Here is a 15,784-nt window from a genome sequence, read left to right as displayed (position 1 = left end):
TGCCGGCGGCGGGCCTTCGGGCTGTCGCTTGCCCAGTGTCGTTCAGTCCTTAGTGAGTGCGGTCGTACTGCTACCAAGAGTACGTGTGCCGGCGGCCGCAGGTTCCCGTCGGGCCACCGCCTCCCGCTGCCGGGGCTCGCCGAACAGCATGCGCCGGACGTCGGCCCGCGCCTGCCGTACGGATGCCCGGGCCGAGGCCAGCGCCTGCCGCGTCGTCCGCCCCACGGCACGCGCGGCCTCGGCGGCGGGCCGTAGAACCGTGTCCCGTACGACGTGCCCGAGGGGCGTCAGCACGCTGCGGTACACCCAGCGCACCGGCTCCACGAAAATCCACCGGAAGAGAGTCCCGAGGAACCGCCCGACGGCGAGCGAGATGTGCCCGGCGACCCGCCAGGCGTGCCCGAGCGCCGCCCCGACCTCCCGCCCGATGACGGCGAGCACCCGCCCGACCGGCACCAGTACCCAGCGCCACAACGCGAGCGCGGGCAGGACGAGGAGAATCCGGGCCGTCCAGTACAGGGCCACACCGATCCCGGTGACGATCACGCCCAGAAGCCGCACGAGCCCCTTCGCACACCAGGCGACCGCCCGCCCGACGGGCGCGAGGACCCACTCGTACAGCCACCGCGCGGGAACGACGACGAGGTGGCGCACGAGCCACGCCACGGCGGTGTACACACCGATCCCGAGGGCGGCGAACACGGCTCCGATGCCCTTGAGCAGCCACATGATCCCGTGCCCGACAGGTGTCAGCACGCGCGCGTACACCCATGCCAGCCCGGCCCCGATCCCCCGTGCCACCCACGCGATCCCCTGTCCGACCGGCGTCAGGACGTACCGGTACAGCCAGCCGCACGGCACCACGACGAGCACGTTCCCCAGCCGGGCGAGCGCCCTGCCGACCGGCACGACGACGTACCGCCACAGGGCGACGAACGGCCAGACGAACACCGCCCGCCCGAGCCACAGCAGCGCCCGCCCCAGCGGCCTGAACACCGTGTCGTCGAGGAACCGCCCCGCGACGGCCAGCGCGTCCCAGACCATCCGTACCGGGAGGACGAGCACGAGCACGACGATCCGCACCGGAATGCGGATCGCGACGGCGAGACACCCCTCGGGCGGCTGCTGAACCGGCGGCTTTTCCAGATCCATACCGTCGTAGACGCCACAGCCACCGATCCGGATGCCCTCGCGCCGATCCGGATCCACTCGAAAACTCTGCCGCCCGAGAAGATACAGACGCATGTTTCGGGAGACACGGGTTACTTGAAGACGTTTGGTGGCGATATGCCCGAGAAGGTGAATGATCACGAACGACAGTGAGCAGCCAGAGCGGGTGTCGGCCGCCGAAGCGATGCGGCAGGCCACCGAGCAGCTCACCGAGCTGCTGGGGCGGCCCCCGGAGTCCGTTTCGGCGCTGAAGCCGACGGATCAGGGCTGGGAGGCCGAGATCGAGGTCGTGGAGCTGGAGCGCATCCCGGAGACCACGAGTGTGCTGGCCAGCTACGAGGTCGTCATGGACCCGGCCGGCCAGCTGTTGGCATACGAACGCGGGCGCCGCTACACACGCGCCCAGATCGACCGGGGCGACCACTGACGTGGCCGGCCCTCCCCCGAAGGGAGAACACCGTGACCATCACACCGGGCGGCGGCGCTGTACCCGCCCCCACCCAGGGCTCCGGAAACCTGTACGACGTACTGGAGTTGGTCCTGGACCGCGGGCTGGTGATCGACGCCTTCGTGCGGGTGTCCCTCGTCGGCATCGAGATCGCCAAGGTGGACGCGCGCGTCGTCGTGGCCAGCGTCGACACGTATCTGCGCTTCGCCGAGGCGTGCAACCGGCTGGACCTCGAAGCGGGCCGCAAGGCCCCCGCACAGTTGCCTGACGTGATGGAGCGCGTCACCGAGGGCGGCGCCAAGGGCAAGAGCAAGGGCGCTCTGAGCGGAGCCGTCGAAGCATTCACGGAGTCCCTTCAGAAGGGCCGCCACGACGAGATCGAAAGCGGGGAACGACCTCGGCGAGGCAAGGAGGAGCGGCGAGAGCGCGAGCCCGTCGAGCGCGGCTCGGAACGCCGTTCCTCGAGGGAGCGCGAGGAGTGAGCGATGTCGCTGTACGTGTACGCCATCACCAAGCCGTCCCATCCCCTGCGGCTCGACGACCTCAAGGGCGTCGGCGAGTCGCCCTCCGAGCTGCGCGTGGTGCACGGCGACTCGCTGTGCGCCGTCGTCAGTGAGGCCCCGGACGACCTGTCGATCGCACGCCGGGACCTCGAGGCGCACAGCGCGGTGCAGGAGCGGCTGTGGTCCGAGGGCACCTCGCTGCCGCTGAGCTTCGGATTCGTCGCCCAGGACGAGGACGCCGTACGCGCCGTTCTGGAACAGGGCGCCGAGCAATACTCCCAGCGACTGGCGGAGCTCACCGACCGTGTGGAGTTCAACGTCAAGGGCGTACAGGACGAGGACGCGTTGCTGCAGCAGATCGTCGAAGAGTCCCCGCGGGTACGCGAGTTGAACGAGGCGACCCGCGAGGGCCGCGGCAGCTACGAGCAGCGGCTGGAACTCGGCCAGCTCGTGGCCCAGGAGGTGCAGAGCCGCCATGAGGCGCTCGCCGCGCAGATCGTCGCCGCTCTGCGACCGCTCGTGTACGCGGAGAACCTGTCGCCGCCCTCCGAGCAGTACTTCGTCAACGCCTCGTTCCTCGTGGACCGCGAGAAGTCCGAGGCCTTCACGGAGGCCTCCCGGGAGCTGGGCGAGCAGCTGCCCGAGGGAGTCGAGCTCCGGCTCAACGGCCCGCTGCCGCCCTACAGCTTCGCGTGACGGCAGCCGGCGGGCACAGGACCGAACGACACAAGGAGGCACACCGTGGGACTGGTCTTGGAGATCCTGACCCTCCCCCTCGCTCCCGTACGGGGCGTGACCTGGGTGCTGGACAAGGTCGTGCTCGCGGCCGAGCAGGAAGCCTACGACCCTGCACCTGTGCAGGCGGAGCTCGCCGACCTGGAGCGGGCGCGGACCGAGGGCCGTATCGACGAGGAGAAGTTCGCACAGCGCGAGCAGGAGCTGCTGCAGCGGCTGGAGGAGATCAGGGTGTATCAGCTCCGGCAAGCGCAGCCATGACGGGGGAAGGCGGTCACCGGGCGAGGAGAACGGCATCATGAACAACGCCAAGATCGGAACTGCCCTCATCGGCGGCTATGTGCTGGGCCGTAGGAGGAAGGCCGGGGCCGCCCTGGGACTCGCCCTGGCGATGGCCGCCAGGCGGGCCAAGGGCGGCGACCTCGCCAAGGCCTTCAGCCCCGTGCTCGGCAACCTCAACCGACAGGTCCGCACCGAGTTGACGAGCGCGAGCAAGGCCGCGGCGAGCTCAGTGCTGAGCGCCCAGGCCGACCATCTCGCCGACGCCCTGCACGAACGCACGCTCGGTCTCCAGGGAAAGCAGGACAGGGAGGAACCGCGCGAGGAGCGCGAGGACGTCGAGCGGGACGAGAAGGAACCGCGCGAGGAGGAACCACGCGAGGAGGAACCGCGCGAGAAGAAACCGCGCAGGGACCGCGAAGACGACGAGCGGGACGAGGAAGAGGGCAGGAAGTCCTCTGCGAAGTCGCGCGGCAGCGCGCGAGCGAGGAGGTCGGACAATGGCTGACGGCGGCAAGGCCGAACGCGGCTCGTCGGCCGGTACCGGAACCCTGAAGACCCCGGGCGCGAACCGGTTGGTGGAGGAGCTGGGGTCCTACGCCGAGGCCCGCCTGGAACACATGCTGACCGGCGTGGGACACAAGATGGGCGAAGCGGCGAGCCGGCTCGGCTCCGCCCACATAGGTCCCGGCGATCTCGTCCACGCGGTCGGCAAGGGCGGCAAGAAGCTCGGCGGGCAACTCGGCGCGCAGGTCGCGTCCCAGACCAAGGAGACCGCGGCGCACGCCAAGGACGCGGTGGCGGAGAAGGTCAAGGACGTCGCCGGAGCCGGCAAGAGGCACGGGCCGCCGTCCGGCGGCGGCCCCAAGAGCCTCACCATCATCGAGGACATCGACATCGGCGTCCCGGTGCGCGAGGCATACGACCAGTGGACGCAGTTCACGGAGTTCGGCCGGTTCACCAAGGGTGTGGTCGACGTCGAGCAGCAGGACGACACCACGACCCAGTGGCAGGTCAAGATCGCCAAGGCGAGCCGTACGTGGACCGGGACGATCACGGAGCAGGTGCCCGACGAGCGGATCGCCTGGACGTCCGAGGGGGCCAAGGCAACCACCAGGGGCGTGGTCACCTTCCATCCGCTGGCCGAGAACCTCACCAAGGTGCTGCTGGTCCTCGAGTACTTCCCCAAGGGCGTCGTCGAGAGGACCGGGAGCCTGCTGCGGGCCCAGGGCCGCCGTACCCGGCTCGATCTGAAGCTCTTCCGCAAGTTCGTGATGATGCGCGGCGAGGCCACGGGCGCCTGGCGCGGCGAGATCCGCGAGGGCGAGGTGGTCCGCGGCCCGGAGGAGGAGGCCGAGGAGGAGCACCGTGAGGCCCGTGGGGAGGAGAAAGAGCGGCCCCGCGACAAGGAGGAGGCCGAGCGGGACGAGGAGGAGGAGCAGCCCGAGGACCGCTACGACGAGCGGGACAAGGACGAGGAGGAGGAAGACGAGGAGCAGCCCGAGGACCGCTACGACGAGCGGGACAAGGACGAGGAGGAGGAAGACGAGGAGCAGCCCGAGGACCGCTACGACGAGCGGGACAAGGACGAGGAGGAGGAAGACGAGGAGCAGCCCGAGGACCGCTACGACGAGCGGGACAAGGACGAGGAGGAGGAAGACGAGGAGGAGAACGAAGAGCCCGAAGACCGCTACGACGACGAAGAAGCACCCGCCGATGAGAGCCCTCGGCGCCGCAGGTAGCCGAAGGCACCGAGCACTCTCAGGAACGAGGTCGAAGACGCCGTGACCGAGCCCCACTCCGCCGGCCCTTCCCCCGCGCGCACGCTCCAGCCGTACGGCCAGGCGCAGGGCGCGAACCTTGCCGACATACTCGAGCGCGTGCTCGACAAGGGCATCGTCATCGTCGGCGACATCAAGATCGACCTGCTCGACATCGAACTGCTCACCATCCGGCTCCGCCTGCTGGTCGCCTCCGTGGACAAGGCCAAGGAGATCGGCATCGACTGGTGGGAGCGCGACCCTGCCCTGTCGTCACGAGCCGACGGCGCGCGCGACCTCGAGGAACAGAACGCCCGGCTGCGCGACGAGATCAAGCAGCTGCGCAAACAGGTGGCCGAGTCGCAGGCGGAGCTGCCCGAAGGCGCCTCGAGCAGCCGCCGCCGTCCTCACGACCGCGACCGGGAGCGGGAGCGGGAGCGTGAACAGGAGCGGGAGCGGGAGACCACGGCGGAGCCGCGGCGCAAGAGCCGCAGAACCGCAGAGGACGACGACCGCCGGAGTTGACGCCATGGACGACCAGCTCAGCTACGCGTACGCCGTCGTACGGCCCGTCGCTGCCCTGGAGCGGGACGCACTCCCCGGCGTGCGCGGGGTCGCGGACGCGCCCGTCACACTGGTTCACCACGGCGATGTGGCGGCAGCGGTCAGCCCGGTCCCACCGGCCGACTTCTCCGAGGCCGCCCTCAAGGCCCACCTGGAGGACCTGGACTGGCTGGAGAGCGTGGCCCGGGCCCACCACCACATCATCGAAACCCTGGGCGCTCACACCACGGTGCTCCCGCTCCGCCTGGCGACGGTGTACCTCGACGACGCCCGGGTCCGCGACATGCTCGGCGAACAGGAGAAGACCTTCACCGCGCTGCTGGACCGGCTCGCCGACCATGTCGAGTGGGGTGTGAAGGTCTACGCCGACACCTCCCCTGCAGCCGCTCGGCCGCAGGCGGCCACCCCGGCCGACGAACCCGACCCCGGCCGCGCCTACCTGCGGCAACGCCGACACCAGCAGCACGCACGCGACGACGCCTGGTCGTCCGCCGCCCAGGCCGTCCGCCGTATCGAGGACCAGGTCTGGAACCTCGCCGTGGCACACGCCCGGCACCGGCCCCAGCAGGGCAGGCTGGCCGGCGAAACCGGGGAGAACGTCGCCAACGACGCCTATCTCGTCCCTCGCCGCCTCGCCGAGGAGTTCCGCGACCGGGTCCTGCACGCCGTCGAGGAATTCCCGGGCGTACGGGTGGAGGTCACCGGCCCGTGGGTGCCGTACTCGTTCGCCCAGGCGCCGGAACCCAAGGCCCCGGAAGGAGCGCAACAGCAGTGACCGCGTACGAGGACCCGCCGCTCGCCCGGCGCCAGGTGGCCCTGATCGACCTGCTCGACCGGCTGCTGAGCGGCGGCGCGGTGCTCACCGGCGACATCGTCCTGTCCATCGCGGACATCGACCTGGTCAGGGTCTCGCTGCGCGCGGTGATCGTCGCCGTGAACGAGCAGCAGTGGGGAGCCTTCGTTCCAGAAGCGCCCCTGCCCGGAGCGACCCTCGTAGAAGGCGACGACCGGCATGACGAACCCCGCTGACCGCCCGCACGCCGACCGCCTGGAGGAAGTCGCCGACGCCGCACAGCGCGCCTTCGCACTCCTCCCCGCCCGACCGGACGAGGTGCCGCCCCTCGGCAACCAGGACCACCGTTCGTCGGTCGCCCGCCGCCTCCGCACCGATCCGGAGACGGTGGAACGCGACCTGGTCAAGCTCGTCCTCACCATTGTCGAACTGCTCCGCCAGCTCATGGAACGCCAGGCCCTGCACCGCGTCGACCAGGGCAACCTCACCGAGGAGCAGGAGGAACGACTGGGCCTGACCCTGATGATCCTCCACGACCGCATGACGGAACTCTGCCGCCGCTACGACCTCACGATGGACGACCTCAACCTCGACCTGGGCCCACTCGGCCCGCTCCTGCCGCCGCCCTGACCTACCGCCCTGACATGGTCGGCCCGTTGACCACACTCAACGGCAGCAGCTTCTTGCCCGTCGGGCCGATTTGTATGGCCGTATCCATCTGCGGACACACCCCACAGTCGAAGCAGGGCGTCCACCGGCAGTCCTCGACCTCTGTCTCGTCGAGGGCGTCCTGCCAGTCCTCCCACAGCCAGTCCTTGTCCAGCCCCGAGTCCAGGTGGTCCCAGGGCAGGACCTCCTCGTAGGTGCGCTCGCGCGTGGTGTACCAGTCGACGTCGACGCCGAAGGGGGCCAGCGCCTTCTCCGCGCAGTTCATCCAGCGGTCGTAGGAGAAGTGCTCGCGCCAGCCGTCGAAGCGGCCGCCGTCGTCGTAGACGGCGCGGATGATCGCGCCCACCCGCCGGTCGCCCCGCGACAGCAGGCCCTCGATGATGCCGGGCTTGCCGTCGTGGTAGCGGAATCCGATGGAGCGGCCGTACTTCTTGTCGCCGCGGATCTTGTCGCGGAGCTTCTCCAGGCGGGCGTCGGTCTCCTCCGCGGACAGCTGCGGCGCCCACTGGAACGGCGTGTGCGGCTTCGGGACGAAGCCGCCGATCGACACCGTGCAGCGGATGTCGTTCGAGCGGGAGACCTCGCGGCCCTTCGCGATCACCTTCGTCGCCATGTCGGCGATCTGCAGCACGTCCTCGTCGGACTCCGTCGGCAGACCGCACATGAAGTACAGCTTCACCTGGCGCCAGCCGTTGCCGTACGCCGTGGCGACGGTCCGGATGAGGTCCTCTTCCGAGACCATCTTGTTGATGACCTTGCGGATGCGTTCCGAGCCGCCCTCCGGCGCGAAGGTCAGACCGGAGCGGCGGCCGTTGCGCGTCAGCTCGTTCGCCAGGTCGATGTTGAAGGCGTCCACGCGGGTCGACGGGAGGGACAGGCCGATCTTGTCCTCCTCGTAGCGGTCGGCGAGGCCCTTGGCGATGTCGCCGATCTCGCTGTGGTCCGCGGAGGACAGCGACAGCAGGCCGACCTCCTCGAAGCCGGTCGCCTTCAGGCCCTTGTCGACCATCTCGCCGATGCCGGTGATGGAGCGCTCGCGCACCGGGCGGGTGATCATGCCGGCCTGGCAGAAGCGGCAGCCGCGGGTGCAGCCGCGGAAGATCTCGACCGACATGCGCTCGTGGACCGTCTCGGCCAGGGGGACGAGGGGCTGCTTCGGGTACGGCCACTCGTCCAGGTCCATCACCGTGTGCTTGGACACGCGCCACGGCACACCCGACTTGTTCGGTACGACGCGGGCGATCCGGCCGTCGGGGAGGTACTCGACGTCGTAGAAGCCGGGAACGTACACCCCGCCGGTCTTCGCCAGCCGGAACAGCAGCTCCTCGCGGCCGCCGGGGCGGCCCTCGGCCTTCCAGGCGCGGACGAGCTCGGTGACCTCCAGGACGGCCTGCTCGCCGTCGCCGATGACCGCGCAGTCGATGAAGTCGGCGATCGGCTCGGGGTTGAAGGCCGCGTGGCCGCCGGCCATGACGATCGGGTCGTCGACGGTGCGGTCCTTCGCCTCCAGCGGGATGCCGGCGAGGTCCAGGGCGGTGAGCATGTTCGTGTAGCCCAGCTCCGTGGAGAAGCTGATGCCGAACACGTCGAAGGCCTTCACCGGCCGGTGGCTGTCCACGGTGAACTGCGGGACGCCGTGCTCACGCATCAGCGCCTCGAGGTCCGGCCACACGCTGTAGGTCCGCTCGGCGAGGACGCCCTCACGTTCGTTGAGGACCTCGTAAAGAATCATGACGCCCTGGTTGGGCAGGCCGACCTCGTACGCGTCCGGGTACATGAGCGCCCAGCGGACATCACAGGCGTCCCAGTCCTTGACGGTGGAGTTGAGCTCTCCACCGACGTACTGGATCGGCTTCTGCACATGCGGGAGCAGGGCTTCGAGCTGCGGGAAAACCGACTCGACAGACATCGTGGGACTTTCGTGAGCTGACAGGGGTGACCATCAAGCGTAACGCGGCCGGACCCGTCGCCCGTACGCTCAGACCCCCGCCCCGCCCTTCATCCGCTCCCACGCTCCCGGCAGCTCCTCCTCCACCGCCGTGGCCCGCTGCTCCTCCCTGCCGTACAGCACGCCGTACGTGAAGGAGCTCTCCCCGGCGGAGTGTGCCTGCTCGGCCAGTTCCTTCAGGGCCTCCCGGCTCATCACGCTGTCCTGGTGCTCCCCGAGCAGGGTCTGCAGCTCCTTCATGGACGAGACCAGCAGGGACGCCGGCTTGCCGAGTGCGGGGGCCGCCGCCTCCGCCGCGTACCGGGCCCGCTTGGTCTTCTTGCGGGCTTCGTGCAGCGCCAGGTCGCGCTCGTGTCCGGGAGGTGTGGCGAGGCCCTGCTCGACCAGCGTGGACACCGCGTCGAAGGCCTCGTGCACGGCGTCGGCGACCACTTTCGACGGCTTTCCGGCCGCCCCCTTGCGCAGCGGGGGGTCGGTGATCAGGGCGTCCAGCGAGGCCAGCAGCGCCAGATATCGCGGGCCGTCGAGGACATCGATGATCTGCCGCCGGGAGTCTCCGCTCCGGGACTGTGACCAGGTGTGCAGCCGGTTGCGCACCGGTGCGGTGATCAGGACGGGCGGCAGTTCCTCGACGATGGCGGTGAGGCGCTCGGCGAGCACCTCCTGGTCACGGCCGGCGCCCAGTTCGCCCGCGAGCCACTTCAGTTCCTCGCCGATGGGGTCGGTGACGGCACGGTCGAGAACTTTCCGGTACGTCCTGAAGGTGCTGCGCATCCGCCGGGTGGCGACCCGCATACGGTGCACCGAGTCCTCCACGTCCCGGCGTACGGCCGGATCGAGCTCGAGGACGGCGTCCCGCTGGGCCCGCAGGTACGTCAGGACATGGTCACCGGAGGTGACGGGCTCGGCGCGGTCCGCTGTCCGGCGCTTCTTCTTCCCGCCGGTCTCCTCCAGGGCCCGGGCCAGCTTCGACGCCGACCGGGAGGGCCGCACGCCGGCCTTGCGGAGCCGTTTGTCGACCTTGTCGAGGAACGCCGGGTCACCCCCGTCGGCGAGCTCGACCTCGATCTCGGTCCACTCGGCCGCGCCGCCGCGTGCGGTGAGCCGTTCGGCTCGTACGGCGTCCACGCTGACCTCGGCGAGCAGTCCTCCGTCGGCGTCCACGAGATGGCGTATGTCCCGGGCCGACCGCAACCGCACCAGCGGCTCCAGCTCTGCGTCGCGTACCCGGGAGCGGACGAGCCCGGCCAGGGCGGAGGGCACCTGGTCGGAGAGCGGCGCCTGGATCTCGTCCCGTACCCCGGCCGCGACGGGGAACTTCAGATGCCAGCCGGCGTCCGAGCCGCCGGTGCGGCGGCGCAGGGTGATCGAGGAGGCGGCCAGGCGCTGGTCGGCGGTGTCGTAGTAGGTGGCGTCGAGTTCGGCGAGGCCCTTGTCGATGACGGCCGCCACCCCGGCGACACCGGTCAGGTCGGGCAGCCCGCTGTCGTCGGACTCGTACTTGCGCTCGATCTCACGCTTCGTATCCGCCATGACCTGACTCTAGTGGCCGTCAGGGTCTGACGGCAGGGCAAGCCCTGGGTTAATACGGGAGAAACGTCACGCGGACAGCGGGCGTTGCACACGGATCGACTGCAGCAGTCCGACCGCCACCCACACCGCGAACATCGACGAACCGCCGTACGACACGAACGGCAGGGGCAGACCGGTGACCGGCATGATGCCGAGCGTCATGCCGATGTTCTCGAAGGACTGGAAGGCGAACCAGGCCACGATCCCGGCGGCGACGGTGGTGCCGTACAACTCGGTGGAGTCGAGGGCGATCCGGCATGCCCGCCACAGCACCACACCGAGCAGCAGGATGATGAGCCCGCCGCCGAGGAAGCCCAGTTCCTCGCCCGCGACCGTGAAGACGAAGTCGGTCTGCTGTTCCGGCACGAACTGTCCGGTCGTCTGCGAGCCCTGGAACAGGCCCGAGCCGGTCAGCCCGCCCGAACCGATCGCGATGCGCGCCTGGTTGGTGTTGTAGCCGACGCCCGCGGGGTCGAGGTCCGGGTTGGCGAAGGCCGCGAAGCGGTTGATCTGGTAGTCGTCGAGGATGTGCAGCTGCCAGACGGCGATCGCACCGATCGTGCCCGCGCCCAGCAGCCCGAACACCCACCGGTTGGATGCGCCGGACGCGAGCAGGACACCGAGCACGATCACGGCCATGACCATGACCGACCCGAGGTCGGGCATCAGCATCACGATCAGCATCGGCACGATGGCCAGGCCCAGTGCCTGGACGACCGTGCGGTGGTCGGGGTGTTGCCGGTCGCCCGCGTCCACCCGGACCGCCAGCAGCATCGCCATGCCGAGGATGATCGTGACCTTCACGAACTCCGACGGCTGGAGCGAGAAGCCGCCGCCGATCTGGATCCACGAGTGGGCGCCGTTGACCGTGGTGCCCAGCGGAGTGAGCACCAGCAGCACCAGGAAGACCGACGCCCCGTACAGGATCGGCACTGCGGTGCGCAGCGTGCGGTGGCCGAGCCAGACCGTGCCGATCATCAGCGCGAAGCCGATGCCGGTGTTCAGCAGGTGCCGGATCAGGAAGTAGTACGGGTCGCCTTGGTTGATCTCGGTGCGGTTGCGGGTCGCCGAGTACACCAGGACCGAGCCGATCAGCGACAGCGCGATCGCGGCCAGCAGTATCGGCCAGTCGAGCCGCCGGGCCAGCGAGTCACGGGCGAACAGGCGTGTCCAGCCGGCCCGTTCGGGCCCGTACCCGGAGACCTGGAAGCTGTTCGCGCCCGTCATGTGAGCATCCTCCGGCGTCCCCTGCGGCCCTGCCGCCTGCGCGTGTCGCGATTGCCCGTGGCCGGCGTCTGCACGGTCGCCGCTGTCTCCACCTGCCCGTCGGCGTCCTCGGGCGCCTTCTGGCTGGCCTGCTGTTCCTTCGCCGGGTCCTTGGAGATCTTCGGCGCGGTGATCGAGCCGTCGGTGCGGATCTTCGGCAGGCTCTTCTGCGGGGTGGGCAGCAGGGCGTTCTTCTTGTTGATGGTGCCGTCGTCGGAGACGCCGTACAGCGCGTCGTAGATGTTGCGCACGGCCGGGCCGGAGGCGCCGGAACCCGTACCACCCTGGGAGATGGTCATGACGATCGCGTAGTCGTCGGTGTACGTGGCGAACCACGAGGTCGTCTGCTTGCCGTAGACCTCGGCGGTACCGGTCTTGGCGTGCATCGGGATCTTGTCCTGAGGCCAGCCGACATCCGCGAACCGCCACGCGGCCGTACCGCGGGTGGCGACGCCCTCGAGGGCTTTGTCCATCTGCGCCAGTGCCTGCCGGCTGACCGGCAGCTTGCCGTGCGACTCGGGTGCGATCTCCGAGACCTGCTTGCCGTCGGCGCTGACGATGGCCTTGCCGACGGTCGGGTCGTACAGGGTGCCGCCGTTGGCGATGGCCGCGTAGATCGTGGCCATCTGAATCGGTGTCACCAGGGTGTCACCCTGGCCGATCGAGTAGTTGATCTCGTCACCGGCGCGCATCTTGTTGCCCTCGAGGCAGTTCTCGTAGGCGATCCGCTCGACGTAGTCGCCGTCCTTCTTGCCCGTCTTGCACCAGGCGTCCTTGTTGGCCTCCCAGTACTGCTGCTTCCACTGGCGGTCGGGGACCCGGCCGGTGACCTCGTTGGGCAGGTCGATGCCGGTCTCCTTGCCGAGGCCGAACTGGTGGGCGGCCTTGTAGAACCAGTCCTTCGGCTTGCCCTTGGGGTTGATGCCGCCGTCCTTCTTCCACTCGCTGTGCGCGAGCTGGTAGTAGACGGTGTCGCAGGAGACCTCGAGGGCGCGGCCGAGGTCGATCGGGCCGTGGTTCTGGGACTCGAAGTTCTTGAAGACCTGGCCACCGACCGAGTACGAGCTGGAGCAGTTGTAGCGGCCGTCGAAGGCGTAGCCGGCCTGGACGGCGGCCGCGGTGGAGACCACCTTGAAGATCGAGCCGGGTGCGGCCTGACCCTGTATGGCCCGGTTGAGCAGCGGGTAGTTGGACTTCTTCCCGGTGAGGGCCGCGTAGTCCTTGGCGGAGATGCCGCCGACCCAGGCATTGGGGTCGTACGTCGGGTTGGAGGCCATGGCGACGACCCGGCCGGTCTTCGCCTCCATCACCACGACCGCGCCGGAGTCGGCCTTGTAGCGCTCGTTGGTGTTGCGGTCCCACTCCTTGCGGGCGGCCTTCATCGCCTCGTTCAACTCGTACTCGGCGACCCGCTGCACGCGTGCGTCGATGCTGGTGACCAGGTTGGAGCCGGGCTCGGCGGCGTCGGACTCGGCCTGCCCGATGACCCGGCCGAGGTTGTCGACCTCGTAGCGGGTGACGCCGGCCTTGCCGCGCAACTCCTTGTCGTACTGCCGCTCCAGGCCGGACCGGCCGACCTGGTCGGAGCGCAGATACGGCGATTCGCTGTCCTTGGCCTGCTGGAGCTCGTCGTCGGTGACCGGGGAGAGGTAGCCGAGGACCTGGGCGGTGTTGGCCTCGCCGGGGCTCGCGTAGCGGCGTACGGCCTGCGGTTCGGCGGTGATGCCGGGGAAGTCCTCGGCGCGTTCACGGATCTGCAGGGCCTGGCGCGGGGTGGCCTCGTCGGTGATGGGGATCGGCTGGTACGGCGAGCCGTTCCAGCACGGCTGCGGCGTCTGCGCGTCGCACAGCCGCACCTTCTCCATGACCTCCTTGGGCTGCATGCCCAGCACACCGGCCAGCTTGGTGAGGACGCCCTGGCCGTCGTCCTTCATCTTCAGCAGTTCGGTACGGGAGGCGGAGACCACGAGCCGGGTCTCGTTGTCGGCGAGCGGCACGCCGCGCGCGTCCAGGATCGAGCCGCGTACGGCGGGCTGGACGACCTGCTGGACGTGGTTGCCGGACGCCTCCTTGGCGTAGGCCTCGCCTTCGCGGATCTGGAGGTACCACAGGCGGCCGCCGAGCGTGACGAGGAGAGAGAGGACGAGGACCTGGATGACGATGAGCCTGGTCTGGACCCGTGGGGTCCGGCCGGTCTCGGGGATATTGGTCACTGCGGCTGCTCCCCCTCTCCCTGTGTGTACGAGTGATATACGACGAAGCTGTGAGCCCCGGCGGTCGCCGACTCCCGTGCGTTCACAGCCGTTTGACCCCCTTGATGCGCCCGGCCCGGGCCACCCGTGACCGGGCCGCCTTCACCTTCAGCCCACCGAGTCCGCCGCGTTGGCTGCCGATACGCAGGCCGGTGCCGGAGGAGAGCCAGCCGGAGGAGATGTCGGTCGCCTTGGACGCCGAGCCGGACTCCAGCGGGTCGTTCTCGGCGCGCCGGGCCAGCGCCATGATGCCGGGGACGACGAACGGGGCGAGCAGCAGGTCGTACAGGGCGGCCGTGAACAGCAGGCCGGTCAGGCCGACATGGCGGGCGGCGGTGTCGCCGACGAGGGCGCCCACCCCGGCGTACAGCAGCGTGCTGCCGATCGCGGCGGCGACCACGACCGCCATGGGTGCGGTGGCCGACTTCACCTGGCCGCTCTCCGGCTTCACCAGGCCGGCCAGATAGCCGATGACGCACAGCACCAGCGCATAGCGGCCGGCGGCATGGTCGGCGGGCGGGGCCAGATCGGCGAGGAGCCCGGCGCCGAAGCCGATGAGGGCGCCGCCGACATGGCCGTAGACCAGGGCGAGACCCAGCACGGTGAGCAGCATCAGGTCGGGGACGGCGCCCGGCAGATGGAGGCGGGCGAGGACGCTCACCTGGAGCACCAGGGCGACGACGACCAGGGTGGAGGAGAGCAGGATCCTGTTGAAGCGCATGAGTTCAGCTCCCCCTACTGGTCTTGCTCTTGCTGGGACTGCCCGTCGGTGGGCTCCTCGGAGCCTTCCGCGCCCGGCGTCACGGTCACCGTCACGGTGGGCGTCGGCGTGGGCTTGGGCTTGGCCGGGAGCACCGTGTCGCGCGGGTCCTTCTGGGGTGCCTGGACGACAACGCCGACGACGTCGAGCTTGGTGAAGTTGACGTACGGCGTGACGTACAGGGTGCGGGTCAGGTCGCCGCCGGAGGGGTCGACGCGGGAGACGACGCCCACGGGCACCCCGGGCACGAACGGCTTGTCGGCCTGCGAGCCGAAGGTGACCAGCCGGTCACCCTTCTTGATCCGGGCCTTGCCGTTGAGGAGTTCGACGCGCAGCGGGCGGTCGCCCTGCCCGGAGGCGAAGCCGAGTTCGTCGTTGCCCTCCATCCGCGTGCCGACGGTGAAGTCGGGGTCGCTGGCGAGCAGGACGGTCGCGGTGTTCGGGCCGACGGTGGTGACCCGGCCGACCAGGCCGTCGCCGTTGAGGACGGTCATGTCGCGCTGGATGCCGTCGTTCGCGCCGACGTCGATGGTGATGGTCCAGGAAAAGCCCTGCGCGGCTCCTATGGCGATGACTTCGGCGCCCTTGATGCCGTACTGGCCGGCGCCCGCGACCTTCAGCATCTTGTCGAGCTGTTGCAGCCGGCTGCGATTGCGGTCGTCGCTGCCGAGTCTGGCCTTGAGGGCCGCGTTCTCCCGCTCCAACTCGGCGAGCCGGTCGTGCCGCTCGCCGGAGTCACGGATCGCGGCGATCGCGTTGCCCACCGGGTCGACCGCGGAGGACACCCCGTTCTCGATCGGGCCGAAGACCGTGGCCGCGGCCTGTCGGGCACCGTCGACCGGAGAGTCCTCCCCGCCGCGGATGTCCACCGTGATCAGTGCGAACGCAATGGCGATCAGCAGCACCAGGAGCAGCCGGCTCTCTCGTGTGTCCCTCACGTGCGGCGGCCGTGCCCTTCCTCATAGGAATCCGGGAAATCGGGTGAGCCCGAAGGGAATCCCCAGGGAAACCCGCGGGCTGTTTTGTGGCAGCTTATGCCTCGATATCAACGATCCGCCGTACGAG

At 69.6% G+C, this 15,784-nt stretch carries 17 protein-coding genes; 10 read left to right on the top strand and 7 right to left on the bottom strand.

Annotation, left to right across the window (positions count from 1 at the left end; translation table 11 throughout):
* Positions 1-42: 42 nt before the first annotated feature.
* Positions 43-1,152, bottom strand: coding sequence for a hypothetical protein (locus StrepF001_RS35830; RefSeq protein ID WP_129802373.1), 1,110 nt, complete (start codon positions 1,150-1,152; stop codon positions 43-45).
* Positions 1,153-1,303: 151 nt separating this feature from the next.
* On the opposite strand from StrepF001_RS35830, the gene StrepF001_RS35825 reads away from it, so the two are divergent.
* From StrepF001_RS35825 to StrepF001_RS35780, 10 genes are read left to right on the top strand one after another with little or no spacing between them, the layout of a single operon-like run.
* Entirely contained in the window at positions 1,304-1,597 is a 294-nt protein-coding gene (locus StrepF001_RS35825) for a gas vesicle protein (protein WP_129802348.1), read from the top strand.
* Between the two features lie 32 nt (positions 1,598-1,629).
* A complete protein-coding gene (locus StrepF001_RS35820; protein ID WP_129802347.1) occupies positions 1,630-2,100 on the top strand; it encodes a gas vesicle structural protein GvpA in 471 nt (156 codons plus the stop codon).
* 3 nt (positions 2,101-2,103) lie between these two features.
* Positions 2,104-2,817: a GvpL/GvpF family gas vesicle protein gene (locus tag StrepF001_RS35815; RefSeq protein WP_129802346.1), complete on the top strand. Its 714-nt coding sequence runs from the start codon at positions 2,104-2,106 to the stop codon at positions 2,815-2,817.
* 45 nt (positions 2,818-2,862) lie between these two features.
* Positions 2,863-3,117, top strand: a complete 255-nt coding sequence (locus StrepF001_RS35810; protein WP_129802345.1) for a gas vesicle protein GvpG — start codon at positions 2,863-2,865, stop codon at positions 3,115-3,117.
* Positions 3,118-3,154: 37 nt separating this feature from the next.
* Positions 3,155-3,643 carry a hypothetical protein gene (locus StrepF001_RS35805; RefSeq protein WP_129802344.1) on the top strand — a complete coding sequence of 163 codons (489 nt, stop codon included), beginning with the start codon at positions 3,155-3,157 and terminating at the stop codon, positions 3,641-3,643.
* A complete protein-coding gene (locus StrepF001_RS35800; protein WP_129802343.1) occupies positions 3,636-4,877 on the top strand; it encodes an SRPBCC family protein in 1,242 nt (413 codons plus the stop codon). The genes StrepF001_RS35805 and StrepF001_RS35800 overlap by 8 nt, the downstream gene beginning before the upstream one ends.
* A 42-nt stretch (positions 4,878-4,919) precedes the next feature.
* Entirely contained in the window at positions 4,920-5,420 is a 501-nt protein-coding gene (gene gvpJ / locus StrepF001_RS49735; protein ID WP_129802342.1) for a gas vesicle protein, read from the top strand.
* A gap of 4 nt (positions 5,421-5,424) precedes the next feature.
* Positions 5,425-6,234 (top strand): GvpL/GvpF family gas vesicle protein, encoded by an 810-nt coding sequence (locus StrepF001_RS35790; protein ID WP_129802341.1) that lies wholly within the window; start codon positions 5,425-5,427, stop codon positions 6,232-6,234.
* Entirely contained in the window at positions 6,231-6,488 is a 258-nt protein-coding gene (locus StrepF001_RS35785; protein ID WP_129802340.1) for a gas vesicle protein, read from the top strand. The genes StrepF001_RS35790 and StrepF001_RS35785 overlap by 4 nt, the downstream gene beginning before the upstream one ends.
* Positions 6,472-6,882 carry a gas vesicle protein K gene (locus StrepF001_RS35780; RefSeq protein WP_129802339.1) on the top strand — a complete coding sequence of 137 codons (411 nt, stop codon included), beginning with the start codon at positions 6,472-6,474 and terminating at the stop codon, positions 6,880-6,882. Before StrepF001_RS35785 ends, StrepF001_RS35780 begins: the two co-directional genes overlap by 17 nt.
* A 1-nt stretch (position 6,883) precedes the next feature.
* Here the strand turns inward: StrepF001_RS35780 and StrepF001_RS35775 are convergent, their stop codons facing one another.
* From StrepF001_RS35775 to mreC, 6 genes are all read right to left on the bottom strand, one after another.
* Positions 6,884-8,830 carry a TIGR03960 family B12-binding radical SAM protein gene (locus StrepF001_RS35775; protein WP_129802338.1) on the bottom strand — a complete coding sequence of 649 codons (1,947 nt, stop codon included), beginning with the start codon at positions 8,828-8,830 and terminating at the stop codon, positions 6,884-6,886.
* 69 nt (positions 8,831-8,899) lie between these two features.
* On the bottom strand, positions 8,900-10,402 hold the full coding sequence (locus StrepF001_RS35770; protein ID WP_129802337.1) for a CYTH and CHAD domain-containing protein: 1,503 nt from the start codon (positions 10,400-10,402) through the stop codon (positions 8,900-8,902).
* Between the two features lie 66 nt (positions 10,403-10,468).
* Entirely contained in the window at positions 10,469-11,668 is a 1,200-nt protein-coding gene (gene rodA, locus StrepF001_RS35765) for a rod shape-determining protein RodA (protein WP_129802336.1), read from the bottom strand.
* On the bottom strand, positions 11,665-13,920 hold the full coding sequence (gene mrdA / locus StrepF001_RS35760) for a penicillin-binding protein 2 (RefSeq protein WP_129802335.1): 2,256 nt from the start codon (positions 13,918-13,920) through the stop codon (positions 11,665-11,667). Before mrdA ends, rodA begins: the two co-directional genes overlap by 4 nt.
* An 82-nt stretch (positions 13,921-14,002) precedes the next feature.
* Positions 14,003-14,680 carry a rod shape-determining protein MreD gene (gene mreD, locus StrepF001_RS35755; RefSeq protein ID WP_129802334.1) on the bottom strand — a complete coding sequence of 226 codons (678 nt, stop codon included), beginning with the start codon at positions 14,678-14,680 and terminating at the stop codon, positions 14,003-14,005.
* A gap of 14 nt (positions 14,681-14,694) precedes the next feature.
* Positions 14,695-15,657 carry a rod shape-determining protein MreC gene (gene mreC / locus StrepF001_RS35750; RefSeq protein WP_129802333.1) on the bottom strand — a complete coding sequence of 321 codons (963 nt, stop codon included), beginning with the start codon at positions 15,655-15,657 and terminating at the stop codon, positions 14,695-14,697.
* Positions 15,658-15,784: the final 127 nt, after the last annotated feature.

Source organism: Streptomyces sp. F001, from assembly GCF_004187715.1.
In the GTDB taxonomy this organism is placed as follows: Bacteria; Actinomycetota; Actinomycetes; order Streptomycetales; family Streptomycetaceae; genus Streptomyces; species Streptomyces flavusporus.
Note: the sequence above shows the minus strand (reverse complement) of the source record. Positions and strands in the feature narration are given on the sequence as shown.

Bases quoted from the DNA above. Each gene is read 5' to 3' on its own strand.
- rodA (WP_129802336.1), bottom strand. From the start codon at position 11,668: ATGACGGGCGCGAACAGCTTCCAGGTCTCCGGGTACGGGCCCGAACGG.
- mreD (WP_129802334.1), bottom strand. From the start codon at position 14,680: ATGCGCTTCAACAGGATCCTGCTCTCCTCCACCCTGGTCGTCGTCGCC.
- StrepF001_RS35805 (WP_129802344.1), top strand. From the start codon at position 3,155: ATGAACAACGCCAAGATCGGAACTGCCCTCATCGGCGGCTATGTGCTG.
- StrepF001_RS35780 (WP_129802339.1), top strand. From the start codon at position 6,472: ATGACGAACCCCGCTGACCGCCCGCACGCCGACCGCCTGGAGGAAGTC.
- StrepF001_RS35825 (WP_129802348.1), top strand. From the start codon at position 1,304: ATGATCACGAACGACAGTGAGCAGCCAGAGCGGGTGTCGGCCGCCGAA.
- StrepF001_RS35800 (WP_129802343.1), top strand. From the start codon at position 3,636: ATGGCTGACGGCGGCAAGGCCGAACGCGGCTCGTCGGCCGGTACCGGA.
- StrepF001_RS35815 (WP_129802346.1), top strand. From the start codon at position 2,104: ATGTCGCTGTACGTGTACGCCATCACCAAGCCGTCCCATCCCCTGCGG.
- StrepF001_RS35770 (WP_129802337.1), bottom strand. From the start codon at position 10,402: ATGGCGGATACGAAGCGTGAGATCGAGCGCAAGTACGAGTCCGACGAC.
- StrepF001_RS35775 (WP_129802338.1), bottom strand. From the start codon at position 8,830: ATGTCTGTCGAGTCGGTTTTCCCGCAGCTCGAAGCCCTGCTCCCGCAT.
- StrepF001_RS35830 (WP_129802373.1), bottom strand. From the start codon at position 1,152: ATGGATCTGGAAAAGCCGCCGGTTCAGCAGCCGCCCGAGGGGTGTCTC.
- StrepF001_RS35790 (WP_129802341.1), top strand. From the start codon at position 5,425: ATGGACGACCAGCTCAGCTACGCGTACGCCGTCGTACGGCCCGTCGCT.